General features: G+C 35.2%; 24 protein-coding genes and 2 pseudogenes. 10 read left to right on the top strand and 16 right to left on the bottom strand.

Going from position 1 to position 24,521, the window contains the following annotated elements; translation table 11 throughout:
- Positions 1 to 66: 66 nt before the first annotated feature.
- On the bottom strand, positions 67 to 270 hold the full coding sequence (locus RE409_RS11095) for a hypothetical protein (RefSeq protein ID WP_207196321.1): 204 nt from the start codon (positions 268 to 270) through the stop codon (positions 67 to 69).
- Here RE409_RS11095 and RE409_RS11090 point away from each other — a divergent pair.
- On the top strand, positions 191 to 463 hold the full coding sequence (locus RE409_RS11090) for a recombinase family protein (RefSeq protein ID WP_309559261.1): 273 nt from the start codon (positions 191 to 193) through the stop codon (positions 461 to 463). The genes RE409_RS11095 and RE409_RS11090 overlap by 80 nt on opposite strands.
- Before the next feature lie 797 nt (positions 464 to 1,260).
- Positions 1,261 to 1,485, top strand: a pseudogene (locus RE409_RS11085) (hypothetical protein); the annotation flags it as partial.
- A gap of 313 nt (positions 1,486 to 1,798) precedes the next feature.
- Here RE409_RS11085 and RE409_RS11080 read toward each other — a convergent pair.
- Entirely contained in the window at positions 1,799 to 2,572 is a 774-nt protein-coding gene (locus RE409_RS11080; RefSeq protein WP_309558961.1) for a hypothetical protein, read from the bottom strand.
- Positions 2,573 to 2,801: 229 nt separating this feature from the next.
- Between RE409_RS11080 and RE409_RS11075 the strand changes: the two genes are divergently transcribed.
- Positions 2,802 to 2,963, top strand: a complete 162-nt coding sequence (locus tag RE409_RS11075) for a hypothetical protein (RefSeq protein WP_201181048.1) — start codon at positions 2,802 to 2,804, stop codon at positions 2,961 to 2,963.
- A 698-nt stretch (positions 2,964 to 3,661) separates the two neighbouring features.
- On the opposite strand, the gene RE409_RS11070 is transcribed toward RE409_RS11075, so the two are convergent.
- Positions 3,662 to 4,117, bottom strand: coding sequence for an N-acetyltransferase (locus RE409_RS11070; RefSeq protein ID WP_201181050.1), 456 nt, complete (start codon positions 4,115 to 4,117; stop codon positions 3,662 to 3,664).
- Between the two features lie 76 nt (positions 4,118 to 4,193).
- The gene (locus tag RE409_RS11065; RefSeq protein ID WP_309558960.1) at positions 4,194 to 4,496 is read right to left on the bottom strand and encodes a hypothetical protein; all 303 of its coding nucleotides are present in this window, start codon (positions 4,494 to 4,496) and stop codon (positions 4,194 to 4,196) included.
- 406 nt (positions 4,497 to 4,902) lie between these two features.
- On the opposite strand from RE409_RS11065, the gene RE409_RS11060 reads away from it, so the two are divergent.
- The 5 genes from RE409_RS11060 (at position 4,903) to RE409_RS11040 (ending at position 10,638) form a co-directional block, all read left to right on the top strand.
- Positions 4,903 to 5,610 (top strand): FadR/GntR family transcriptional regulator, encoded by a 708-nt coding sequence (locus RE409_RS11060; protein WP_201181052.1) that lies wholly within the window; start codon positions 4,903 to 4,905, stop codon positions 5,608 to 5,610.
- Positions 5,611 to 5,634: 24 nt separating this feature from the next.
- Positions 5,635 to 7,044, top strand: a complete 1,410-nt coding sequence (locus RE409_RS11055) for an FAD-binding oxidoreductase (protein WP_201249698.1) — start codon at positions 5,635 to 5,637, stop codon at positions 7,042 to 7,044.
- Position 7,045: 1 nt separating this feature from the next.
- Positions 7,046 to 8,350 carry a (Fe-S)-binding protein gene (locus RE409_RS11050; RefSeq protein ID WP_201181056.1) on the top strand — a complete coding sequence of 435 codons (1,305 nt, stop codon included), beginning with the start codon at positions 7,046 to 7,048 and terminating at the stop codon, positions 8,348 to 8,350.
- A gap of 487 nt (positions 8,351 to 8,837) precedes the next feature.
- A complete protein-coding gene (locus tag RE409_RS11045; RefSeq protein WP_201224885.1) occupies positions 8,838 to 8,996 on the top strand; it encodes a hypothetical protein in 159 nt (52 codons plus the stop codon).
- Positions 8,997 to 9,402: 406 nt separating this feature from the next.
- Positions 9,403 to 10,638 (top strand): IS110 family RNA-guided transposase, encoded by a 1,236-nt coding sequence (locus tag RE409_RS11040; protein ID WP_116821653.1) that lies wholly within the window; start codon positions 9,403 to 9,405, stop codon positions 10,636 to 10,638.
- A gap of 233 nt (positions 10,639 to 10,871) precedes the next feature.
- Here the strand turns inward: RE409_RS11040 and RE409_RS11035 are convergent, their stop codons facing one another.
- Both RE409_RS11035 and RE409_RS11030 read right to left on the bottom strand, forming a co-directional pair.
- Complete coding sequence (locus tag RE409_RS11035; protein WP_201224886.1) at positions 10,872 to 11,417, bottom strand: GrpB family protein; 546 nt, start codon at positions 11,415 to 11,417, stop codon at positions 10,872 to 10,874.
- Between the two features lie 226 nt (positions 11,418 to 11,643).
- Entirely contained in the window at positions 11,644 to 12,252 is a 609-nt protein-coding gene (locus RE409_RS11030; RefSeq protein ID WP_201181060.1) for a TetR/AcrR family transcriptional regulator, read from the bottom strand.
- 228 nt (positions 12,253 to 12,480) lie between these two features.
- Here RE409_RS11030 and RE409_RS11025 point away from each other — a divergent pair, with 228 nt between their 5' ends.
- Complete coding sequence (locus tag RE409_RS11025; protein WP_201224887.1) at positions 12,481 to 13,098, top strand: hypothetical protein; 618 nt, start codon at positions 12,481 to 12,483, stop codon at positions 13,096 to 13,098.
- Positions 13,099 to 13,642: 544 nt separating this feature from the next.
- Here RE409_RS11025 and RE409_RS11020 read toward each other — a convergent pair.
- The 5 genes and pseudogenes from RE409_RS11020 to RE409_RS11000 all read right to left on the bottom strand — a co-directional run bounded on the left by RE409_RS11020 (position 13,643) and on the right by RE409_RS11000 (position 18,051).
- On the bottom strand, positions 13,643 to 13,828 hold the full coding sequence (locus RE409_RS11020; RefSeq protein WP_201224888.1) for a hypothetical protein: 186 nt from the start codon (positions 13,826 to 13,828) through the stop codon (positions 13,643 to 13,645).
- 660 nt (positions 13,829 to 14,488) lie between these two features.
- Positions 14,489 to 15,175, bottom strand: a pseudogene (locus RE409_RS11015) (MBL fold metallo-hydrolase).
- A 459-nt stretch (positions 15,176 to 15,634) separates the two neighbouring features.
- Positions 15,635 to 16,837 (bottom strand): macrolide family glycosyltransferase, encoded by a 1,203-nt coding sequence (locus tag RE409_RS11010; RefSeq protein ID WP_201224889.1) that lies wholly within the window; start codon positions 16,835 to 16,837, stop codon positions 15,635 to 15,637.
- Between the two features lie 756 nt (positions 16,838 to 17,593).
- Positions 17,594 to 17,734, bottom strand: coding sequence for a hypothetical protein (locus tag RE409_RS11005; protein WP_201224890.1), 141 nt, complete (start codon positions 17,732 to 17,734; stop codon positions 17,594 to 17,596).
- Between the two features lie 134 nt (positions 17,735 to 17,868).
- Positions 17,869 to 18,051, bottom strand: a complete 183-nt coding sequence (locus RE409_RS11000) for a hypothetical protein (RefSeq protein WP_201225223.1) — start codon at positions 18,049 to 18,051, stop codon at positions 17,869 to 17,871.
- A gap of 289 nt (positions 18,052 to 18,340) precedes the next feature.
- Here RE409_RS11000 and RE409_RS10995 point away from each other — a divergent pair.
- A protein-coding gene (locus RE409_RS10995) for an IS3 family transposase (protein WP_201182105.1) occupies positions 18,341 to 19,689 on the top strand; the annotation gives its coding sequence in 2 pieces (ribosomal slippage) (positions 18,341 to 18,785 and positions 18,785 to 19,689; 1,350 coding nt in all).
- Positions 19,690 to 19,768: 79 nt separating this feature from the next.
- Here RE409_RS10995 and RE409_RS10990 read toward each other — a convergent pair.
- From RE409_RS10990 to RE409_RS10970, 5 genes are all read right to left on the bottom strand, one after another.
- Entirely contained in the window at positions 19,769 to 20,143 is a 375-nt protein-coding gene (locus RE409_RS10990) for a hotdog family protein (RefSeq protein WP_201181067.1), read from the bottom strand.
- A 33-nt stretch (positions 20,144 to 20,176) separates the two neighbouring features.
- Positions 20,177 to 20,953 (bottom strand): AraC family transcriptional regulator, encoded by a 777-nt coding sequence (locus RE409_RS10985; RefSeq protein WP_309558957.1) that lies wholly within the window; start codon positions 20,951 to 20,953, stop codon positions 20,177 to 20,179.
- A 25-nt stretch (positions 20,954 to 20,978) separates the two neighbouring features.
- The gene (locus RE409_RS10980; RefSeq protein ID WP_201249704.1) at positions 20,979 to 21,554 is read right to left on the bottom strand and encodes a LysE family translocator; all 576 of its coding nucleotides are present in this window, start codon (positions 21,552 to 21,554) and stop codon (positions 20,979 to 20,981) included.
- Between the two features lie 314 nt (positions 21,555 to 21,868).
- Positions 21,869 to 22,408: a GNAT family N-acetyltransferase gene (locus tag RE409_RS10975; protein WP_201181069.1), complete on the bottom strand. Its 540-nt coding sequence runs from the start codon at positions 22,406 to 22,408 to the stop codon at positions 21,869 to 21,871.
- Positions 22,409 to 22,638: 230 nt separating this feature from the next.
- Positions 22,639 to 23,892: a dicarboxylate/amino acid:cation symporter gene (locus RE409_RS10970; RefSeq protein ID WP_201181070.1), complete on the bottom strand. Its 1,254-nt coding sequence runs from the start codon at positions 23,890 to 23,892 to the stop codon at positions 22,639 to 22,641.
- Between the last annotated feature and the right edge of the window lie 629 nt (positions 23,893 to 24,521).

Below are 24,521 nucleotides of genomic sequence, written 5' to 3'. Positions count from 1 at the left end.
ACTAATTTTGTATTAATAATAAACTCAATAAATTCCCTTCCAAATCTAGTTATTTCAAACCGATCATTATATTTTAACTTTAACGACTTTTAATCTTGGATAATTACTTTTCTTAGGATTTGTAATTAGCTCTACATATTTTTGTAATACTTTAATTGATTCTTCAATTGCTTTCAAATCTTTTTCTAAAATCAAATCTGTTTTAGTTGTTAATATACCTTTTATTGCAAATAAATCAAATGCCTCTAAACAATGGCATGGTTCCACCATTAAAGGTATTCTTTGTAATAGACACTACATTGGAGAGTTAGTACAAGGACGGTCAGAAATGATCTCTGTTACCTCTTCAAAAAGAAAAGAAATTGACGCAGAAAATCTAATTATTATTGAAAATACTCATAAAGCCATTATTGAAAAAGAAACATTTGATAAAGTGCAGGACTTACTACGAAGACGGAGGTAATAGGGAGTGTCTGTTCAACTATTACTCCTACAGAAAAATACTCTCTTGCGATAAACCTAATTTAGCATACCATCACATCTCACAACCCTATTGATTCCCAAACAAAAAGCTAATTTTTACACTTAAATATTGGTCGCACTCTGTTAACATTTTGGTCACAAACTATAGAAAACTGACGGAAATCATAGTTCATCCTAAACCTTACACACACATCGAAAACCTTGATCTAAAGCGTTTTTGGACATTTTAGTATGCTATCGGAATTACACTCCCCACGCTGGCAGCGTAGAGGTCTGTAGTTGATTGTTTTCTTGCATTCCAGATGTTTATGTAGCTGAAGTAAGTAGAGACAATAAACAAACGGGAAGAAGTCATAGCTATATTAGACCTGGCAAAAAAACAATTCTTCGATATTACACCCGGTCAACTTTTTATACACTTTCGAATGTCTTCAAAAAGAATGAAAAAAAGCCTTCCTCGTAAGGAAAACTCTGTATCTTGGTAAATAGTCAACTCGCTTCGGGTTGCAACTCACAGTCTGCCCTATCCATGTGGGTTGCTCTCTGCGACCCCACTCACCATCCGCGAAATTTGATGGAGTTTAATGACCCTCTCTTCTTTATTCTAAAGCATTTTGCATATTTAGTTTTTCTGACTCAACGTCTCTTATAGTAGACAAGTTTTAATGTCATATCCTTGTTCACGAAGCCATTTCCTATATGGTCCAGGTGTTGTATGCTCTCTTTTTTACTAATATTTTTGGTTTAATAGAATATTCAAAATGAATAAAATTCCCGACGAAGTTTTCACTTTTTGGTTGTCCTGGTGAAGAGGAATGTAATAAAAACCAATTTGAAGAGACTACTTTTTTAGCAAAACAATTGAATGATGGAATGCCTTATCAATTTAAAAATTTCCTTTTGGCTGAAAAAGCAACGGAATTCGAAGTGGAAATCATTTGGACACAAAAGGGGAGCGAAGGCAGGCCGTTAAAAGTAACATTTACATTCACTGCTGAATAACAAGAAAAACAAAATGACCGATTCTTTAAAGCCTCCTATCATAATGCAAATAGGCGGCTTTTCTCATTCTCCATACACAATATGGCTTAGGTCCATAATAGATTTTTTCCACCTCAGAAGGACATTTAAGGATGTCCATTATTAAAAACTCTCTTTTCACACCGTTTATTTAAAACTCAATACATATCTTTACTTTTGTACTTTTCTTTCTTTTAATTGAATGTATGATTTGTTTAAGAATCGTACATTCAAATGGCGGCCAATTGGCAGCCATCTTCTTTATCTGAGTTCACATTATCAGGGTTATTGGTAGTTAATTAGGTTCAATTTCCTCGGCAGTAAAGACAACACTAATTATAAATTCGTTCTGCACAGGAATAGTTGAATTGATCAACAATCCTTCTAAAACATAGGTAAATGTTCCTAATCCAGGGTTATCAAGAGTTGTAAAAGCAGTAGTTAGAGAATCAAAATCCGTATCTTGCACAGATCTGATGATCAGATTAGGTGCAGTTCGTCTAATTCTGTACGCTATCACATTTGCTCGGAGTGGGCTAGAATTTACGCTTGATGCAGAAGTTATTGACTGAATTGATGCCATTAATCTGACGGTATCACCAGGATCATCAATAGTAATGGTTACTGTTGAAAGAACCTCTGGCAACGGATTTAATGAAACCAATGTAGGAAAAGGAGTAGTATTAAGACCTACAACAAACTGGTTTGACAATCCATTTTCTCCCGTCGGTCCTTGAACACCTTGAGCACCTTGGGGTCCTTGAACACCTTGAGCTCCTTGAACACCTTGAAGTCCTTGAACACCTTGAGGCCCTTGAACACCTTGAGCTCCTTGAACACCTTGAAGTCCTTGAGCACCTTGAGGCCCTTGAACACCTTGAGCTCCTTGAACACCTTGAGCTCCTTGAGGTCCTGCAGGTACTTTTACATACACTTCAATGTTTTGCTCTACCTTTTGTTCTTGTTTAGATTCACATTGACATTTTTTGTGCCCGCAATCCTTACATTTTTTATGATTGCATTTACATTGCTTATGTCCGCAATCTGGACATTTTTTATCCTTACCCAAATTAATCCTCCCCCCTTTATTAACTCTGAGATATTATATGAGTCTGGTATTATACTAGATTGGACAACCCCGAAAAACTCTTAAAGAAAAAGTTTGGTTCGCAAAACGTAGATTTTAATCTATGTAAAATTGCGCCCTATTTATTTATAAGGGATTTAATGCCGTGGATCTTGGTATGTTGGATATGTCATCTATTTAATTCGAAATAAAAAAAGGAGTGAGTGAAGATATGAAGATGGGAAACGCTGATTTCCTTGAAGTAAATAAGCTGTTAAATCGGGTTGAAAAACAGCATGAAGAGCTTCGTAAAGTAAATGAAGAAGGAGAACCTTATAAACACTTAGCAAAACCAAACAAGTTACCGTCTATACCTCTGATAAAAAGGCTATGAAGTTCTGGAATGAATAAAGAAAGAAATAGCATAAGGAAAAACTGTTATCACCTATGTTGTGGTCCTAGGCAAGGCCTATGGGTTCTTTGTTCACTTTTCAAAAAGTACTTTTACGAACGGTAGCAACAATGCTATACCGCCCATTTCGGAAATTTTATACCTAAAGAGAATTCCAACATAAAAAGTCGATACCACTAACTCTCTTCGTTAATTATCTTTAGGGTGCGATTCTTTAATAAGGGATGGAATTAAGGTTTTAAACCAAAATTATTAGTCTATTATTTTTTAAAAATCCATATAGTAAACTATTTTTCAGGTTGTGTCAGGTACTATTCCTGTCAATCTTTTTTGTTTTAATACGTGTATAATCTGTAGTAACTAATTCAATTGCTAGTACTTTATTTAAAATTTATTCCAAATTTGTTTTTTCGGCGTTAACTTCTCTCCTTAAGGACGAAGAGAATGGCACCATCGTTAGGGTGACATTCTCTTTCTATCGTAACCTTTACTTTTATATTTTAAAGCTATAAATACATATTGTACTTAAAGATACTCATCACTCCCGTATGCCACCCTCTCTTTCTAACCACTTACCATAAGGTGCTATCTCCTTAAAATACCATGGACGGTCTTTATGGTAATGTGTAATCCGCATTTATTCATGACAGCCATAATTGAATGGACTCGATGATAATTTTTTATCCAATATAATTAATCATTGCAACTTCATCACAAGAGTTAAACTTGGGGCAATTCATACAATCAATCCATACTTTTTCAGGCAAAGTATCCTTTGAAATAATTTCAAAATTACATTTTTTAAAAAACTCCGTTTCGTATGTTAATGATATTAATCTGCTAATTTCAAGTCGTGAGGCTTCATTTATAATATGATTAACTAATTTACGACCTATACCTTGACCAGAATGATTTGGAGCAACGACTAATGAACGTACCTCTGCCAGGTCCTGACCTAAAACATGTAATCCGGCAACCCCAAGTATTTTATTATCCTCTTTCATGACATACATACATTGTAAATGTTGATATAGTGATAATTTTGTACGAGGCAAAACTACTCCTTGTTCAGCGTGAATTTGTATTAAATTATAAATATATTTAACATCACTGGTTACTGCATGATAAATATCCATATCTTATCTCCTTTTTAGATTTAGAATGTTTATTATAAAAATACAACAATTTGTATTTTTATGCAGCGAAATGTTTTTAATATTTATGTACGCTACGGCGCCTCCCCACGTAACGAGAATACGTGCAATCCATTTTCGCGCCCCGGACTTTTTCCAGCATCACATTGCTTGGAATTTCAAACAAGAAATAGCTGATAAAGAAAATACCAGAAACGATTCCAAACATCTTGCTTGTCAGTGCCAGTGCTTCGTTCATGTCCAAAGCCGCATAACCTAAATTCGCTCTGTCAATGAATGCGATTACATACAAGACAATAAGAAATGGTACAATTCGTCTTGTCACTTTTTTAGTCGTTTGTCTTTCTAAACATAGTTGCATTGCTCATGTCGCTCACTCATAAATGCAAATATTTAAAAACAAAAACCTCAATTATTTGTTAATGAGAATAAGCTAAATTACATTCCATTAATTGAGGACTGAAAGCAACTTAAAAGTAACCTTTTACATTAGCGAAACCAAGTTGTATTCATTAAAGAAAACTCTTGATTAACTCAACAGTTTTTTATACAATATTTGTAATACAAATATTCGTTTTTTGTAGTTTAGTTAAAGGTTTTTCTTTATTATAAACAAATTGAAAGCGCTTTCTAATTAATATTTCTAAAAATTAGAATAAAATCTCAATACATCCCATAAATATGTCATACAAATTTAAATTCATAATACAAATTTTTAGCTTTTATCCTTCTCTATTAAGATAAAACATGAAAGGTGATAGATTATTTTGTCCCAAAAAGAAAATGTTTCTCAAATGATCTCTCGTGAATTATTAAACATGATTGAAACAGGGCAGTTCCGTCCAGGTTCTAAGCTACCAACGGAAAAGGAGTTAACGGCTCATTTTTCTGTAAGCAGAGCACCCATACGCGAGGCATTAAGCATGCTGCGTGCTGCTGGTGTCATTAACTCCCGTCAAGGAGGCGGAAGCTATGTGGAAGAAACGACAAGTTCAACATTCATACATCGCATACAAGTAGAAAGAGATGATGTTGAAAATATTAAGTATCTATTTGAGATGCGAAAGATTCTGGAGCCTGAAGCGGCCTATTTAGCTGCCCTAAGACGTACACCAAAATGCCTTGACCAAATGAAGAATATTTTAAAAAGAATGGAAGAAGAATCTATTGAAAAAGGTACTACTGCCATCCATTCTGATATAGAATTTCACAGTTCCATTATTAAGGCTACGCAAAATCCGATTATGATTCAAACGCTAGAAAGCTTATCTACTCTCTATGAAAAAGCGTTAAACATTACTCTTCGTCCAAACGAACAATTAAAACGAAAACGTAAAGCAGTCTACGATGAACATCAAAGCATTCTTCTGGCAATTGAAGCAGAAGAGCCCGAATTGGCTAAACTTCAATGCCAGATTCATCTAAGAAACGCCGAGAAAAAATTAAGTTTATTTTTACAGGATTATACAGTATAGCAAAACAGAAAGGATGATAATGAAATGAAAGTAGTAACCGCCAATCACATTCAGGAAATCGATGCAATTATAAAAACGGGAAAAGTCTATATAGATGAAAGTGACCGCTTTAGCTATTCATTCGATGCTTCATTCGGGACGTATTTGCCGGACCTCGTCATTCAGACAAAAAGTACAGAAGAGCTAGTATCCCTCGTGAAGTTTGCGAATCGGGAGAAAATCCCTCTTTATCCACGGGGCCAGTCTACTAGTTTAAGTGGCGGGCCGCTTCCGGTCAAAGGGGGCATCGTCCTCGATTTATCTGTGATGAATGATATTCTGGAAATTCACGAAGAGGACCTTGTAGCAGTGGTTTCTCCTGGGGTCTTGACATCGAATATACATAAAGCAGCTGAACAAAAAGGATTTATGTATCCACCTGACCCAAGCAGTTCTCACGTCTCGACAATTGGCGGCAATTTAGCTGAAAACTCTGGAGGGCCGAGGGGGCTGAAATACGGCGTAACGAAAGATTATGTTATTGGCCTTGAAGTGATTACACCTGAAGGAGAACTCATAAAAACAGGCGGGAGTACCGTTAAGAATGTGACCGGATACGACTTAACAAAGCTGATTGTCGGATCAGAAGGGACACTCGGCATCATTACGAAAGCAGTGCTCAGACTCATTCCTAAACCGAAGGCTACTGCAACAATAATGGTTATTTTTGATAGTTTAGTAGATGCAGGAAGTGCGATTTCCAAAATTCTTTCTGCCGGTATCTTCCCTTCAAAAATGGAATTGATGGATCAGGCATCCATTGTAGCAGTTGAACAGTTTGAGCCACTTGGCTTACCTGTTGATGCGGCCGCACTTATTTTAATTGAAATGGATGGCCATCCACTTGCTTTGCAAGAAGAAGTTGCCCAGGCATCTAAATTATGTCGTGCCGTAGGAGCAAGAGAAGTTAGAATTCCAAAGGACAAAGTCGAAGAAGCGGAACTATGGAGAGCACGAAAGCTCGTATCTCCGGCCATTGTTCGGATTAAGCCAACGAAAATTTCAGAAGACGCCACCGTTCCTCGCAGCAAAATTCCTGAAATGTGTGAAAGACTGCAGAGAATAAGAGACAAGTATGGTGTTCATCTCGTTGTTTTTGGGCATGCAGGTGATGGTAACCTTCATCCTAACATTATTTGTGATAAAACGGATAAAGAAGAAATGAGCCGCGTTGAACTAGCTGTAGCGGATATTTTTATGGCGGCCATTGAGCTTGGCGGAACCTTGTCCGGCGAGCATGGCATTGGAATGATGAAAGCTCCCTTTATGGAAATGGAGCTAGGGGCAGCCGGCCTCGATATTATGAAACGGATTAAAGAAGTATGGGATCCAAATAACATTATGAACCCAGGGAAAATTTTCCCTGAACCGGGACAAAAATTGGAGTTGAGCTAACATGGAAACATCACTTAAACAGTTAAGAAAAGAATTTCAATACGACAAAACGAATAACTGCGTCCAATGCGGCTATTGTTTGCCTGTGTGTCCGACTTATACAACATTCGGAAAAGAGACACATTCACCACGTGGTCGGATTAACTTAGTGAAAATGGTCGGTGAAGGAAAAATTACAGACTTATCTGTTCTCGAAGAACCATTCGATTTGTGTTTAGGCTGCAGGGCGTGCGAAACAGCCTGCCCGACAGGTGTAGAATATGGTTCCATTTTAGAAGCCACTCGCGCAGCACTTGTCAAACGCAAAACCTTTTCTATTCCTGTGCGACTACTTCGAAAATCAATGCTGAAAAAGGTTTTCCCAAGTAGGAAGATGATGAACGTCACTGGGCACTCCATTTGGCTGTACAAAAAAAGTGGGCTGCAAAAAGCGACTCGTTCATCAGGTATTATGAAAAAGTTACCTTATAATCTTGGTGCATTCGAAGCAATCATGCCGGAACCGGTTTCACCGGTGGAACGAGGGCGTGCCCTGATAGAAGTGAAAGCAAAATTGAATCCGAAATATATAGTTGCCTTTTTCACCGGTTGTATTATGGATGCGATGTTCCACCACATTAACCAATTATCCATTAAGCTTCTTTCAGAAGCGGGCTGTGATGTTGTCGTTGTACCGAAACAAACATGCTGCGGCGCACTGCACGCCCATTCTGGAGAAATGGATGAAGCACGCAATCTTGCGAAACAAAACATATTGGCTTTTGAAAAAGTGGAAGCTGATTTTGTTGTCAATAATGCTGGAGGATGCGGCGCCATGTTATATGAATACGGTCATTTACTTTCGGATGACAGCGAATGGGCAGACAGAGCAAGAGCTTTTTCAGCTAAGTCAAAAGATATCAGCCAAATTCTTGTTGAATGCGGATTACCAGAGATAGCAGCCCGAGCTGGCGAGAGAGTTACGTATCAGCGTTCTTGCCATATGACGAACGTTCAAAAGGTAACGCAAGAACCAGTCGAATTATTGAAACAAGTGCCTGGAATACAACTTATTGAAATGGATCAGGCTGATATGTGCTGTGGATCTGCAGGCATTTATAATATTGTAAACTATGATTCATCCATGCAGATTCTTGATGAGAAAATGAAGCACACGAAAGCCACAGAGGCAACTGTTATTATTACAACAAATCCTGGCTGCCTATTACAGATGAAACTTGGTATTGATCGTGAAGGACTCACACAATCAATGCGCGCCCTTCATCTAATTGAATATTTAGCTGAAGCTGCCGGTATCGATTATTAAATCCCTTCATCTATTGGTCTATTGGGTAAGGTGTCTTGCCCAATAGACCAATAGAATCTCAAGTAAATAAAGTGTTATTGTAATTTTTAAACAAAGTTTGATCAAATTAATACAAGAACCTTGATAACTGAACAAATAAAAAGAGCATGTTTTGAAAAAATATTAATCAAAACATGCCCTTATACTATTTAATTGGATTATTCTTTTATTAAAAAGATTGAGAATTTTTGTGTTCATTAATCAACTAACGCACCCGTTAGTTTAAGTGAATTACTTCACAATAATGAACGATTTACAAATGGAGAAAGTAGTTCATTTATTGCAGAAATGCTGCTTTCGTTGTTACTTAAGAAAAGGCTGTCTATACAACAGCCTGACTATTACACCCTAAGTTAGTCTTCTTGTATCTATTTATGGTCCATAAAAAATCATAAATAGCATTAGAAATATGTTTAAAACTAACAATATCTTACCAAAGAGATTTTTTATGGCTAAAACAGAAAATACAATAGAAATTAAGAATGAAAAAATTGCGAGTTTTGGTGGAAAATACACAACGTCTAAAATGCCTATCATAGGAAAATACAAAAATAGAATGCTAACAAATATAAATATCATTGAAAAAAGTAATGCTATCGTGATATAAATATAAGTCCTGAGCTTTTTCAATTGTTGTTTCTCATAACTATTTTCAACCATTTTTTCCTCCTGATATTAAGTTTGTTTAATCCTTAAAAATCAACCTTTTTCGAATACTATTCTCTATCTGAACAATAAATACCTTCTTCCACTATCCTGCCCCGATCGTATTATAAAGGTCAGCCAGTTATTTCTGGTTGAACAATTTTTATATCGATATATGATAACGGTAGCCGGGGTAGAACGTTCCTGCCCGTGGGGCTTGGACCCCGTCAACTAAACAGTTCGCCCCCTACTTGCTTAAACATGATTTGGCTGGTTGGGACCAAGATCTCGTATAACAAGCGAAGCTATGATACTGCAAGAAGGATTAGGGGTTACCGGCAATATTATGTTTTTGGAGGAGATAAAAAATGAATCCAGTGGTTGGTCTGGATGTAGCTAAAGGTGAAAGTCAGGTTCAAGCGTTCTTGGATAAAAAGAAGCCTTATAAAAGAAGTTTTAAAGTAGCACATACCATTGAAGGACTAGAGAGCTTACACCAATATCTTAGAGAGATAGAAAACGTAACAGGAATTCGACCTCCGGTCGTTTTAGAGTCTACTGGGCATTATCATACGCCCGTTGTACAGTATTTTGAGGAGAGAGGTTACTTATTAATTATCGTTAACCCACTCATTTCTTATCGTGCGAAGAGCTCTAGTTTACGGAAAGTAAAGACAGATTTAATCGATGCACGTCACCTCTGCGAGCTGTACTATAAAGAGGATTTAGAGCCTTATAAAAAACGAGGGATACAACTCTTAAATCTTCGTAATCTTTCAAGACAACATGCAAATATAACAGGTATCTATGTACAAACAAAACTACAGTTTCAGGCTGTTCTTGATCAAGTATTTCCTGAATATAGAGGGGTTTTTGGAGATTTGTATTCGGTTGTTTCTTTGCTTACTCTATTAGAATTCCCTACTTCTGAAGACATATCAGCAGTCGATGAAGAAACTGTAGCAAATAGGATTAATGAACTTTGTCCAAGTCGTTCTAGAAAGTGGGCGAATACACAGGCAGAGAAACTTATGGCTGCCTCAGCTCGAAATCCTTTTCAGAGAACTTTATATCAGAGTCACATTTTAAGCCTAGAGATGTATATAAAAATGCTTCTAGAATACCAAAAGCACTTATCCAAATTTGAAGAAGAGATAAATGCTTTGGCAAAAGAAATTGAAGAATATAAGATTATCCAATCCATCCCTGGTATCGGTGAAAAAATCGCTACAACGATTATTTCTGAAATTGGAGAGATTGATCGGTTTAATCACCCTAAAAAACTAGTGGCATTTGCCGGAATTGATCCAAGTATCTTTGAATCAGGTAAATTTAAAGGCTCAGTAAATCGGATTACCAAAAGAGGTTCTGGTAGACTACGACATGCCTTATATATGGCAGTTCGTTGTGCCATTCGTGATTGTCGCAAGAAGAAAACGACAGATGAAATCATCCCTCGGAACAAGAGATTACGAGAGTTCTATGATAAGAAACGTGAAGAAGGAAAGCCCTTTAAAGTAGCTGTGATAGCATGTGCCAATAAGCTTCTACAATGGATTTATGCACTATTACAAAATAACTCGACTTTCCAAGATCTAACCTAGTTTAAAAGTATAACTAAATAGCACAAAACTTTCCAAATATAGTTCATTGGAAGGTTATTTAGCATGCACAAATTTAGTATAGCATGAAATATTTTAAGTTTTCATTGAAAAATGTTGACTAACTATTAGCTGGTTTAGTTAAAGAAAAAGCTGCTTTAAAGACAGCTCTGATCTTCAGCTAACGCACCCGTTAGTTTAGGTACATTTCTTCACAAACTTATATTAGTTCGCAACTAAGATTTAAGAACATAATTGATAAATTCTGTTTTTGCTTTAGTGTACGCTTCACGATCATTGCTATATTTTTTTGCTAAATTTCTTTTAAGAATAGCGTATTCATCAATAAACTGCTGATTAGTCCGTAATAAATCACGAAAAAGTAGCTGATTATCCCACCGTTCTTCTCCCTCAAGTAAAATATGTAAATGTACTACTCGTTTGTCGTTAATTACTTTCACAAAAAATCTTTGCCAAGGTCGATTGTCTATGTTAGGTGGTACATAATGCCAGTCGTGATTAGCTAACAATGAAGATATTTCTTTTATTTTTTGAAATGAATCAATTTTAGCCATTAAATCAAAGATTGGTTTAGCTGGTAAATTAGGAATAGATGTACTTCCATAATGTTGAATTTCCGTTATGCCGAAAGTTGAAAGAAGATTAAGAAGAAGTGCTTTTTCCTGATTACCTTTTTCTACCCACTTGGGATTTGGTTCGACAATGTCTATTGTCTCATTAGCCCAAACGGGCCATGTGCTTTCATCATGAATATCTTTCATTTTACTCTCCCTCAAGATTTTAATTTTTTCAGTTTCAGAAAAATCTTTGTACCTGCATTCTTTTACAAACCTGCCTCGATAAAAGAAAAAGCTGCCTTAATGGCAGCTCCGATCTTAAGCTAACCCACCCGTTAGTTGCATAAGACAATAAACAAATTGACCCCCAAATTAAAGAGACATTTATAAATGATTCAGTATAGTTATAAAGCATCCATGTTAGTTGTTATTAACCTTTCTTATTAGGTTCTTGTATTTGAAGCAATTCAACAAAAACATTTAACATGTCCTGTATTTGAATTCGATTATCAACAAAATGTTGCAGATTAAATCCATTAAAAAGAGCCATGCTAGCCGTCGCTAAAATTCTAGCATCCAATGGACTTCCGACAATACCTTCGTCCTTCATTTTCTGAAATAAATGTGTAAGGAATGACCTCCATTCCTCCATCTGGAGAATAAGCTTTTCTTTTATCTGAGGTAATTCATTCGAAACCATACATCCTTGGAGAAGCATAGGAGAAGACCCCTTTTCATAAGCCTCATTCACTAAACGCATAGAATATTCTTTAAATGTATTTAGTAAATCACAATCTTTTTGAGTAAGAGCTTCCTTTAAATCCTCAAAATAGAAATCAATACCTTCTTTTATCAACCTCAGTAAGAACTCCTCTTTGGTGGAAAAATGAGCATAGAAAGCACCTTTAGAGTAACCAGCATGTTTTACAATTTGATCAATGCTTGTACTAGAATAGCCTTGCTTAGAAAACAATTCAATTCCTGATCGCATTAATTTGTTGATGGTTTCTTCTGATTGTTTTTGATGATGATTTAACATAAAAAACCCCCTTTTTAAAAAACTGAATATTTCATTAATAGTAACACATTACTAATCATATAATAAATTGATTAATACCGACTAGTTGGTATTAAAAAAATAACACGTATAAAGGAGTTGGTTGTTAATGACATTAACTAGTCAGATTAATTATTTCGAACCTTAAAAGAAAAAATGAATTCGACTATATTTAACTGGTGTGTAATTTATAAATAGGGAGTGGTTGAAGTGAAAACGATTTACAGTCTCATGTTTACGGTTGCTGTTACCTTTTTAGCGATGTTCTCCTTTTCTAATGTATCTTTTGCGGCCGGGGAAAGTCAGTACGATTTAATTGATGGGAAACAGGTATCGACAAATGCAACTGATCCCAATGTCAAACATATTTACTATACAGGGGACGAACAGGGGAATGAAGTTCGTTTAGGGTTTACAACACAGCAAAAAGTAGATGATTATATCAAAAATGAAAAGAAAGTAGAGAAAGAATCGAGTGTATCCAGTAACTTTGAAACTTTGGGATCTGGTATTGGGGGATCTGGTACTTGTTGTACTGATTTTTATACGGATGCAAATAAATGGGGGCCCTACATTAAAGTTAGGGTAGGAGATTCTATCCCTAATATCACTTCTTCGTTGGGGAGAACTTGGAATGACGTTATATCCTCAATTAGTACAGCTAATACAGGAAGTACTTACTTGTATCAACATGAGTATGCAAGTGGAGGCTATATTAGGTTTAACAACGCTTACTATTGGGGAAAAACAATAAACTTATCCAACTACAAATTTAGCAATGGTGTTTCGGCAAATAATAATGCATCTTCCGTGTACGTTTATAAATGACTTTATTGTTGTTTATTTTGATGAAAATGGATATAGGATGAAGAAAAACTATTTTTTCAACACCACACCATTTTAAAACAGTGGTATCTGTGTTTAACAAAAGGATCTTTAATTAGAGGATCCTTTTTCTTTACCTATAAGCGTGATTATGTGAACTAGCGTTTTTTCGTTAGTTGAAGAAGAAAAATCAAAAGCATTGTTTAAGAGAGTCTATTTTAAAGAAGTAACAATCAAAAAAGTTCGTAAAAGTGTACTTTTACGAACGAATTTTAATTGGTTATTTCTTCTAAGATCTCTTATGTAAACTAATTGATTAGGTTCTTTAACGAACTGGCCAGTTCGTTGAAAAAGGTATTCTAAAAAAAAATGTAACAGACACATAGGTGCCTGCTAAGTGAAATAAATATAGATGACGTGAAACGTCATTTGCAAGAGGTATTAGATAACCATCCAAGAACAGGATTAAGCTGTGAAATAGGTGTTCATCCAGAGCTACCGAGATAATTATATCAGGTAGTTTTTTTGAAAGATTTTAGATCATTCATTAGCTCAACCAAAGCTTGTAATTTGAGTTGAAGGTTAAATTACCAAAAACACCTTCTTCTACGATCGAATCGATCGAATCTGTCACAACGATCGAATCGATCGAATCTGTCACAACGATCAAATCGATCGAATCTGTCACAACGATCAAATCGATCGAATCTGTCACAACGATCAAATCGATCACAACGGCGTCTTCTATCACAAAAAAACATTCATATCCCCTCCTTTTAACACTCTTACTATAAAATATGTTGGTATGAAAATAATGAATAGACAAGAGGCCATAAATAGAATACATAATCAAACAAAATAAATTCTGGTGCCAATCGATTTTATTTCCCTATACAAAAACCCCTTGTGCGGCAAGGGGTTTTTGTTTTTAGTACTTCCGTTAAAATACATTATGGGGTCCCGCCAACATTTCGCGGAAAACATAGGGTAATACATTTTTTGGAATGAAAAAGCAGGCTTTTTATACGCTAAGGAAGGATATTTTTCACCATATAAACCCTCGTTTTTGGTGAATTTTAAGATGCAGTTCGTAGCGTGGCTGTCACATTGACCGATAATTTGCGTATATTTTAAGTGTTATTTTGCACATCCAACTAAAAAAAAACCAGCTACCTTCACATCAGAAGATTAGCTGGGTTTCTTAATTATTTACATCTAATTATTTATAGAAATATTCGGATCCGCCTAGTAAAAAAGCGACTGCTCATTGTTCAGCAATCGCGCCCGATTACGGAAGATGTAATATAATATCAAAGGTTGTTAAACCCGGCTTGTGTGTAGAGATAATAAAGTTGTTTAATTCAAGTGCCGAATATTAGTGTTCAGCCCCCAATTATAAAGTGAATTTTCCACCATGATAACAATAGTAATTTTCAGCTTTAAGATTTTTAACCTTTGTCAAAGACTGTTTTGCTTTCTCAAGATTTAAACAAAAGTGTGGATTAGCAATGACTAATTCATGATTTTCTTTAACAGCTGAATCACCTGTAATTACACTTTTTAAACTTGGAAAATATAATGAAATATGCCCTGAAGTATGCCCTGGTGTTGCTATTACTCTACAATTGTTATCTAAAATCATATCACCATCATGTAGCTTTTCATCTATTGAAACATGCTTCAAATTCTTTAATTGCTGTATAAACCATTTACCAAATTCCATATCTTCATTTGGCATATTTTCTAGCATTTTTTCGGCTTGAACCAATCTCTCTGCCTTCATTTCACCACTAATGTATTATGATTCAATTTCACTAGCTATAATGTTAATCCAAGGATACTTTTCTTTGAAATCATATAAGGAACCTATATGATCATCATCATAGTGAGTAATGATTATATTCTTTAAATTTTTTATTTCATATCCATTTTTTAAAATTTCATTTTCGATTAAATTTAAAAAATTTGTATACCCTGTATCGACCAAGGTAAGTTCATTTTCTAATATAATTAAGCTAGGATAAATGTAATTTTTTTGTCCATTAAATTCAAATTCAATTGGTAATTCTATTATCTTCATCTTTCTTCCTCCATACTGGGCATTAGAATAAGTATAATCGTACACAATTATATCTATAATTCAACATAAATATCTTGTTTGATTTAAAGTGCGTTGTTCAATTAAATGGTGTCACTTTGACCGATAATTTGCGCATATTTTAAGTGTTATTTTGCATATCCACCTTTAAAAACCCAGCTACCTTCACATGAGAAGATTAGCTGGGTTTCTTATTTATTTACATCGAATCATTTATAGAACTATTCTGATCCGTTTAATAAAAAAGCGATTGCTCATTGTTCAGCAATCGCGCCCGATTGTGGAAGATCTTAATTACAATGTCTTGTTGAACTAACGCCCCAGTTACTTTACCGTGTATAACTTCACAATCTAGATATTGTTGCATTACTGCAATTAAAAAAGAAGTTGCTGTCCACTAAGAAAAAGTCAACAATGATCGTAGCTGAGAAATATTTGTATTTAGATATCATATTCACTTTTAAATTCGAAAATCTCATCAACAGCTTGGTGATACCCACCCGACTTTTGAAAGGATTCCTTAATATTTACAACAGCTTTATGGAAAGATTGGTGGTTTAACACATGCTCTGCGGATTCACGTAGTTGATTTGCTGTTAAATTTTGCATTTGTAATTTAATACCGGCTCCGATATTGGCAACTTGTTGAGCAATTATAGGCTGATCAGCGCTTTGTGGGATTACAATTAACGGTACCCCGTAATAGAGACCTTCATTGGTACTGTTCATTCCACCATGTGTGATAAATAATTTTGTATATTTCAGCACCTCAATTTGTGGAACATAATTTTTTACAATGAAGTTTTTAGGAATCTCCCCCAAATCAGATATTTGAGCTTTTTCCCCAATAGACATGACAACAGTATGATCAGTGTTCCCAAATGCCTTAAAACAAAGCTTATAGAAATCAATTGCTTGGTTAAAGACAGTACCCAGAGAAATGTAAATTAGGCTTTTTCCCTTGATTGCGGTAAGGTCGAAGGTTTCTTGCGTTGATCGTAAAGAGATGGATGGACCTACAAATTTGTAAGTTTGGTCAAATGTTTCTCCAAAGGGTTGAAACTCCCTAGTTGTATAAACGATTGTAAGTGGTGCAGGGTTACAAAAAACTTCATAAGGAGAACGGATTTCAACATCATATTTTTCTTTAATTTTTGTTGTCAAGTTTTGAAAATCATCATTTATCGTTTTAACAATTTCTGTTGGGATATTTTGTGAAAGATGTTCCAACATTTTATCAAATGATGCTTTTGTCTGTGCAAAAGAAGTACTAGAATTAATTGCCGGAAGTTTTAGTATTTGTGCAAGTAAACGTCCACAACCAAACATGGAATCGTGAATGATATAATCAAATTGTTCCCCTTCGATTTGCTCCAGAACACCAGGTATTATGATATCTGCCGTAAGCAAAAGACCATTGATTCTTTCGAGTAAATAATTTCTTCCACCTGAGATAAAAGCTTTTATAAATTTTTCACCGTCGAATGTTCGTACAGTAGCTCCCGTCTTCTCAATACGTTCTCGAAAAGCTTCTATCGTAAAGTACACTACCTCTTCACCACGCGAAATAAGCTCTTGCACAACTCCAATAGTTGGATTGAGATGTCCTTCTGATCCACCATTAATAAATAAAACACGTGCCATTATAACCACTCCTTAGGTAAAATGTTCTCTAAATTGTGTAAGAGTAAGGGTCACTGCCCCATACAATTGCTCAACTTAAATAATGGAATTAAATTTATCATAGTACAATATTTTAAAATCTCAAACTTTTAATTAACCTTGTAATTTAAAATTTGCATCAACCGAGATCTTTGTGATGCGTGTATTAAATATAAATACATAGGTATTTGTTTGCACGGGATAGTTTAGTAATCGGAATCAAATAAATATGAAAAAGCTATCACCTTAAATGATAGCTTTTTTATATTTATTTATAATGCAAAAAAGCGATTTAAACAGGTGCAAAATAACGTCTAAAGTGACAGATAAGGTTGTAACTTTGATTTAAATGGATTTCGAAAACGTTCCTATTGGGTGTACTCTATTGTAACGAATTTTTGAGAGGGATTTTTTCAATAGAAGACTCGATAAGATAAAAGCACTGAACTTAGGTAATTTGGACAAGCATGTATTTTTTCATCCCATATATATAGTAGAAAAAGGAGTGTTGTTTATATGGGAGGTATAACAAAAGCTACAATCAGCGTCCTCCACAGCTTCCAATCCCACCCGAACCACCAACCCCAACAGTCTAAGCTGAAATTGGGGTACACAGACATCAAAACAGAAACCTGCTTAGCCTGTAATGGGCTGGGCTTTTTTACTTTGGCTGTCTTCGTATAGAATGTTGTTTTTTTTGACCAAAGCAACCGTTAGCTCTATTTTGAACTAACCACTTCACCAAATGTCCTTTATTAAGCGAATCATCATTCTTGGTATAAACATTAAGATGTTCCAAGCCACTTCAAATAAGAGCTCAATTAGGCCTTCTTTAAAATAGCCGTTCTGCCTTACTTTTTTTCTTTTTTTATTTTTCATCTTCTAACTCCTAATAACTCAATATTTATTTAAATTATAATCCAATTTTCTTTGTTGTAATAAATATATGGTTTGATATAAAACTTCCTCCTTTACTTCATAAATTAATCCACCAGCAAGGTCTCAATCTTTATTTAACTATTCTGCCCCGTTTTACAATCCTTGCGAAAATAGCCTTTCATGGCGGAAACTATCAGAACCTTGTTATTTGATTTTTTATCGTCAGTAATCATTTTTAAATAACCTCTAACAACCATAAAAGTTGGTATTCCCCACATAATTATAAAAGTTACAAGAGAATCAGTTTTTATATTCAATAGTTACCTCTCCCATTCAGCATTACCATTTCACCACAAAAATCCATTATCCTTGTTCAACTAACCTGCCCTGATAGCTCCATAAAGAAAAAGCTGCCTCAAAGACAGCTCTGATCTTCAGCTAACGCACCCGTTAGTTTAAGTGAAACTGTTCTCAATCATTCGTTACATTAATGGAATGTTACTTTATGACTTAAAGACTAGATAAAATTTTAATAAAAAGAACTTGGAAACTTTGAACTGCACCCCAATTGTTAGACAACATCTAACAATTGGAGGTGCAGTTTTTTTGACTAAATATACGATAGACGAAAAATTACATGCAGTTTTAGAGTACTTGGAAGGGAAAAAATCCTATAAATCCATCGCACAAGAAAGAAATGTAGGTTTATCCCCTCTGAAGAGATGGGTCGCTCGCTATCTAGAACATGGGATGGAAGGAATTGCTTCATCCTATACAAATTACACTCTGCCCTTTAAACTAGAGGTACTTAATTATATGAACGAATATGGGGCATCGATCAGCGAGACCGCTGTACACTATAATCTTCCTTCCGATTCTACACTTTTGAAATGGTCAAATCAGTTGAAGGAAGGAGGTATAGACGCCCTTAAACCAAAGAAAAAGGGGCGTCTATCCATGAAAAAAGAAACCAAAAAAACATCACCAGCTAAAGGCTCTCAAGAAGCACTTCTTGCCGAATTAGAATACTTACGTGCAGAGAATGCCTATCTAAAAAAGTTGAATGCCTTAGTTCAAGAAAAGGAAGCCCTACAAAGAAAGACAAAGCGAAAGTAGTCCATGAACTAAGGAAACAATTTGATTTAAATCTGCTTCTATCCATTTCTAACATGGCACGGAGTACATACTATTATTGGGTAAACGCCTTCGGGCGTGAGGATAAATACACAGAAATGAAATCCCTTATCGAAGAGATTTTCCATACGCATAAAGGGCGCTATGGGTATCGGCGTATCACCCTAGAATTACGTAACAGAGGTGCTCGCATCAATCATAAAACAGTTCTCCGATTGATGAATGAACTAGGATTGAAGTCTTTAGTTCGCATGAAGAAATACCGTTCGTACAAAGGGAAAATCGGCAAGATTGCACCCAACATTCTAGCACGTGATTTCAAGGCAACAAACTCAAATGAAAAATGGGTGACAGACGTCACAGAATTCCATCTAGCTGGGGAGAAACTATACTTATCGGCCATTCTTGATCTGTTTAATGGAGAAATCATCGCCTATAATGTCGAATCTCGGCCTGTTTATCCCCTCGTTTCCAAAATGCTGGAGAAAGCCTTTGACCGCTTGGAATCGAAAGATTCACCCATTCTTCATTCAGATCAGGGCTGGCATTACCAGATGAAACAATATTCGCATGATTTGAAAAGACATAACATTACACAAAGCATGTCCCGTAAAGGAAATTGTCTCGATAATGCGGTCATAGAAAACTTCTTTGGCCTATTAAAATCAGAGTTACTTTATCTTCAAGAATTTGAAAGCATGGAGCATTTCAAACAAGAATTAGAAGAATATATCCATTACTACAATCATCAACGAATCAAGGTAAAATTAAAAGGCATGAGCCCGGTAGAATTCCGGGTTCATGCCCTCAAGGCTGCCTAATTAAATAAAGTGTCTAACTTTTTGGGTTCACTTCACTTTCCAAGTTCTTTTTCGTTTGTTGTAGAACTTCAAGAAGAAATTATAGTATCACTCCTGAAAAATCCCCTCTCAGCACTTCCTTCTGATTTTGATTTTTGCACAAAAAGCAGGCAGTAATATGTGTTCTATTAACCTGTTTTTCAAATTGCTCAATTGTTACTTCACAAATTATTGTATCATCAGTAAATACTGGTCTTAAAAACTCAAAATTCATTGTACGAGATAGTACGTTGTTATCGCCTCCTATTTTGGTTGGTAAGGTAGCGGTTAGTAATCCCTGTATTACAAGTCTTCCCTGTTCATCAGGAGTAACATGGTGAGAGCCTTCATCACCTGAGATTTTAGTAAACAATTCAACATCTTCTGCTGTGAAAGTCCGTTTAAATGTAATAATGTCGCCTATTTTTAAAGACAATTTTATTCCCCCTTTATTTTAAATCTATTTATCTCAATTTAAATGTGACATATATTCAAATGCTGTTGTTCCATATACGCTTTTAAAGTGTTTATTTAAATGGGTTAAATCAACAAAACCACATTCAGCTACTGCTGAATAAATATCTCGTTTTTTTTCTATTAACTGCTTTGCACGTTCTATCTTGCAGTTAAGAAAGTATTGGTATGGTGAAATTCCAGTATGGGCCTTGAATGATCTGATAAATTTAAATTTTGACAAATTAAGCTCTTTACATATCTCGTCAAGTTTAAGTACATTTTCTAAGTTGGTATGAAACATATCCTTTGCTTTTCTAATTAGAACGTTATCTTTCTTATAGTCTGTAGAAAGATTAGTTTGACTAAGGCTATCTGTGAGGGATAAAAGTAATTCACTGCACAAAGCCTCATCCTTTCCACTCAATATTGCATTAGAAAGATTTAATATTCTTTGTTCAAGTCTATTATCATACACAATAGGGTTTGAAAAACGTACTTTATCCTTTTTCTCAATAACCTCTAAAAGCAATTGCGGCTCAATATATAGCATCACATAATCAAGGCCTGTCTCATCATGTGCCCTTCCGTCATGTGCCTGTTCTGGATTAAAAAGCATAACACCATTTTGATATGATAATTGTAAACTGCCATCCAAGTTATAATGTTGAATACCACGCAATGTTACACCTATTGCATACTCCTTGTGAGAATGCTTTTTATACGTAAAATCAGTCATACTTGCTGACAACGCAGTAATACCTGCTGATTTTTTATAGATAAATTTGTCCATTAAATTCACCTCTTAATTAGCCTACCTACATCCATATCATTATTGCAGCATAAACTAAAAACAATGCCATCATTACATTAACAGTTTTTTTATGCTTCTGTAAAAACTCCTTGAAGATTGCACCGAAAAATACCCATGTTATAAATGCTAAAAATCCAATAACAGTTATAGCAATAACGCTTATTGTAACCGCAGGCTTTGAGACATAGTAGGGCATAACATAGGTAGGAATTACAGTCATTGTAAATACTACCACCTTTGGATTTAAAAACTGCGTAAGGAAGCCTGACATAAACGTACCAGATTGGTTTACAGTTGGTTTTGTTGTATCCGTTTTGTAAACTTGATAAGCGAGATACAATATATAAAAGCTTCCGATTATCTGCATAACAATTAAAATTTTGGGTATTATCGTTACAAGTATAGTATTCAACATAGCAGAAATAACAAGTAATAAACCAAAAGCAATAGTTGCTCCATACGTATATTCCATTGCCTTTTTTGTCCCAGAATTATGCACTGTGGATAATATGACGATATTAGTAGGTCCTGGAGTAAAAGTAACAATAAAACAATACATGATAAAAGATGTAATATTCATGAGGAAAACTCCTTTCAAGATATCCTCATATAACTGTACATCTTAAATTCAAATGGTATATAGTATATTATTGCAGGAGTATATAAAGCTTCTATAAAGTTAACTCTACAAATTTAGGTAGGTTCTTCTTCAACTAACCTGCCCCTTTAGTCGCATAACAAAAAGGTTGCTTCAGCAACCTCCCTTATTGAAGTAAAGCACCTGTTAGTTGAACAAATCAGCTTTATTGTTTATATGTTTCGCCCATCCCAAAGCCAAGTACAAGGAGATGCCTAGCCTTGTTTTTAAACTATGTAATATAACATTTAAATCTTTTATTTGATAATTCCATGATAAACAAGATCTTCATATTGGTTTTCCTTCATGACATGATCTCTTAATACACCTTCTTTTTTCATGCCTATTTTCTGTATTACTCTGCCAGAGGCCGAATTTGAGTTAAAATGACGAGCATATACTTTATGATATTGCTTTTCAATAAAGGCAAATTCGAGTATAGCTTCGCCAGCCTCTGTGGCATAACCATTTCCCCAAAATTCTTCTCCAATCCAATAAGCAATTTCACCATTATTAAAATTTTGATTGTTAGATAATGCTATTGCTCCATATAATTTTCCTGTAACCTTATCTGTAATAGCAAATTCATATGACTTATTATTATTAAAATTATCAAGATGATTTTCTATCCAGGATAAAGCATCCTCTATGGAATATGGATATGGTAGATATAAAGTATTCTTATAAATGTTATAATTATTACAAAGTTTAGTAACCTCTGATGCATCTGATGTTTGAAACAGTCTTAACAATAACCTTTTAGTAGTAATTGTTTTACTTTGGCTATCATAAATCAAAATTAATCCCCCCGAATAGGCTTATTTAGACTACACCTCAACAATAATAAATTGATAAATCAACTATTCGCCTTATTAATTTAATAACAATTATTTCAAAAATTAATGTTATTTACAATATTCTTTAAAGTTAAGAAGGATGAGGATTCATATTGGAAAAGGGTGAGGTCCGAAGACCATCACCTCAACATTTGACGGAGAACAACAAAAACATGAATGCTCCTTTTATCTTATGCTTGTCGAATGCTTGACTGTTCGGTTTGAGCTTTAATCCATTCTTCCTGACGGAACTCTTTTTCCCACTTCGAAACCACAATACAAGCGAGAACATGTCCAGGAGTATTACAAGCAGTACGTGCCATATCCAACACACGGTCAATACCTGCTATAATTGCGACGCCTTCTGCAGGAAGCCCTACTGCTGAGGCGGTGGCTAAAAGGACAACCAGCGAACCGGATGGAACAGCAGCAATTCCTTTTGAGGTTGCAACAAGGACCCCCATTACAATCAGCTGTTGGCCAAAATCCATCGGGATGCCATATGCTTGTGCTAAGAAAATAGAGCAAACAGAAAGGTACAATGTCGAACCATCACAATTCAGTGATAGCCCAGAAGGAATAACGAATGAAACAACACGTTTCGAACAGCCGTATGATTCCATTCGATCCATTAACTGAGGCAGAATGGTTTCCGTACTTGTTGTAGAAAAAGCTATAAGGAACAAATCCCATACCATTCGAAACACTTTAAAGTAAGAAATCTTCAAGAACCAAGCAATTACTGGAAACAGACCGAAAATAACAATAGCAAGCCCAAGATATACAACCCCAATTAACTTTGCCATAGGGATTAAAAGGGCGATACCATACTGACCTACAGAGGCTGCCATGAGAGAGAGTACACCTATCGGTGCGGTTACCATGACCATTTGTGTCAGTTTAAACATAATATTTGCAACTGATTCCATAAACTTCATTGCCGGCTCTGACGCTTTGCCAATTGCTCCTGCAGCTGCCCCAAATAAAATAGCAAAGAATATAACAGCTAATAAATCACTTTTTGCCATTGCATCAACAATGTTGCTTGGAATGATGTTAACAAGCATCGTTTTAAAATCGACAACTTTGGAAACGCTTTCATTTAGTTGTGAGATATCTTTCTGTGCAAGATAAGACAAATTAAGCCCTGCACCAGGCTTTAAAATGTTAACAAGTAAAAGACCAATACCTAGAATTAGGGTGGTAATAAATTCAAACCAAATAATTGTTTTAAGTCCTAATGAACCCATTTTTTTCATGTTTCCGTCGCCTGATGATCCAATGACAATAGTAGTGAAAACAATAGGCACAACAATCATTTTAATGAGATGAATAAAAGCGTCACCAATTGGTCTTAAGGATTGGCCAAGACCAGGAAAAAAATGTCCGATAAGTGCTCCAATAAACAATGCAATTAACACTTGAAAAGCAAAAAACTTTTTCATAGGCTGCCCTCCCTGAACGCAAGATTAATAGCATCATCACAGATTATATCAATAAATAGATAATTCCTTTCACTTTTGACTATTTAATGAGAAAGAAGAAATAGCTTTTAAAAATTGTTTCTCCATATTTCATAGATAACCTCCAATGTAAATAAATTTGTAAATATAGAAAATACTGTATCATCTTTTTGTAATTCAGTAAAATAATGAATTTCTATAAAGTTATAAGAATTAATTATTAATCCCGTGTACGAATAATAAATGCACTTCCAACATAGGTTTAGCTTTGAAACAAAGTTTAATCAAATTAATACAAGAAATCTTGATAAATGAACAAATAGAAAGAGCATGTTTTGAAAAAAGAATACTCAAAACATGCCCTTATAATATTTAATTGGATTAATATTTTATAAAAAAGATTGATCATTATTGTGTTCCTTAATGAACTAACCCACCCGTTAGCCAACCATGCAGCGCACGACCAGCGCTGCACCACAGAGAATGAAAATGGTGGAAAACCGTCCATACTGATTCTATGGCTGGGTGAGGAAGGTCGATGAACTATGGTGCCATTAGAGCCCATCCGTTAGTCTGACTCCAACGACCTCGGTGCATCACAGACTGTCGCT

This window comes from Peribacillus sp. R9-11 (assembly GCF_031345095.1).
In the GTDB taxonomy this organism is placed as follows: Bacteria; Bacillota; Bacilli; order Bacillales; family DSM-1321; genus Peribacillus; species Peribacillus butanolivorans.
The sequence above is the reverse complement of the archived record's forward strand: the minus strand, read 5'-3'. Positions and strand labels throughout refer to the sequence as shown.

What these genes read in the sequence shown, in the direction of transcription:
- RE409_RS11095 (WP_207196321.1), bottom strand. Translation starts at nt 270, where the DNA reads ATGGTGGAACCATGCCATTGTTTAGAGGCATTTGATTTATTTGCAATA.
- RE409_RS11030 (WP_201181060.1), bottom strand. Translation starts at nt 12,252, where the DNA reads ATGTTAAATCATCATCAAAAACAATCAGAAGAAACCATCAACAAATTA.
- RE409_RS11075 (WP_201181048.1), top strand. Translation starts at nt 2,802, where the DNA reads ATGAAGATGGGAAACGCTGATTTCCTTGAAGTAAATAAGCTGTTAAAT.
- RE409_RS11035 (WP_201224886.1), bottom strand. Translation starts at nt 11,417, where the DNA reads ATGAAAGATATTCATGATGAAAGCACATGGCCCGTTTGGGCTAATGAG.
- RE409_RS11055 (WP_201249698.1), top strand. Translation starts at nt 5,635, where the DNA reads ATGAAAGTAGTAACCGCCAATCACATTCAGGAAATCGATGCAATTATA.
- RE409_RS11050 (WP_201181056.1), top strand. Translation starts at nt 7,046, where the DNA reads ATGGAAACATCACTTAAACAGTTAAGAAAAGAATTTCAATACGACAAA.
- RE409_RS11040 (WP_116821653.1), top strand. Translation starts at nt 9,403, where the DNA reads ATGAATCCAGTGGTTGGTCTGGATGTAGCTAAAGGTGAAAGTCAGGTT.
- RE409_RS11070 (WP_201181050.1), bottom strand. Translation starts at nt 4,117, where the DNA reads ATGGATATTTATCATGCAGTAACCAGTGATGTTAAATATATTTATAAT.
- RE409_RS10970 (WP_201181070.1), bottom strand. Translation starts at nt 23,892, where the DNA reads ATGAAAAAGTTTTTTGCTTTTCAAGTGTTAATTGCATTGTTTATTGGA.
- RE409_RS11010 (WP_201224889.1), bottom strand. Translation starts at nt 16,837, where the DNA reads ATGGCACGTGTTTTATTTATTAATGGTGGATCAGAAGGACATCTCAAT.
- RE409_RS11045 (WP_201224885.1), top strand. Translation starts at nt 8,838, where the DNA reads ATGGCTAAAACAGAAAATACAATAGAAATTAAGAATGAAAAAATTGCG.
- RE409_RS11005 (WP_201224890.1), bottom strand. Translation starts at nt 17,734, where the DNA reads ATGAAAAATAAAAAAAGAAAAAAAGTAAGGCAGAACGGCTATTTTAAA.
- RE409_RS10985 (WP_309558957.1), bottom strand. Translation starts at nt 20,953, where the DNA reads ATGGACAAATTTATCTATAAAAAATCAGCAGGTATTACTGCGTTGTCA.
- RE409_RS11065 (WP_309558960.1), bottom strand. Translation starts at nt 4,496, where the DNA reads ATGCAACTATGTTTAGAAAGACAAACGACTAAAAAAGTGACAAGACGA.
- RE409_RS10980 (WP_201249704.1), bottom strand. Translation starts at nt 21,554, where the DNA reads ATGAATATTACATCTTTTATCATGTATTGTTTTATTGTTACTTTTACT.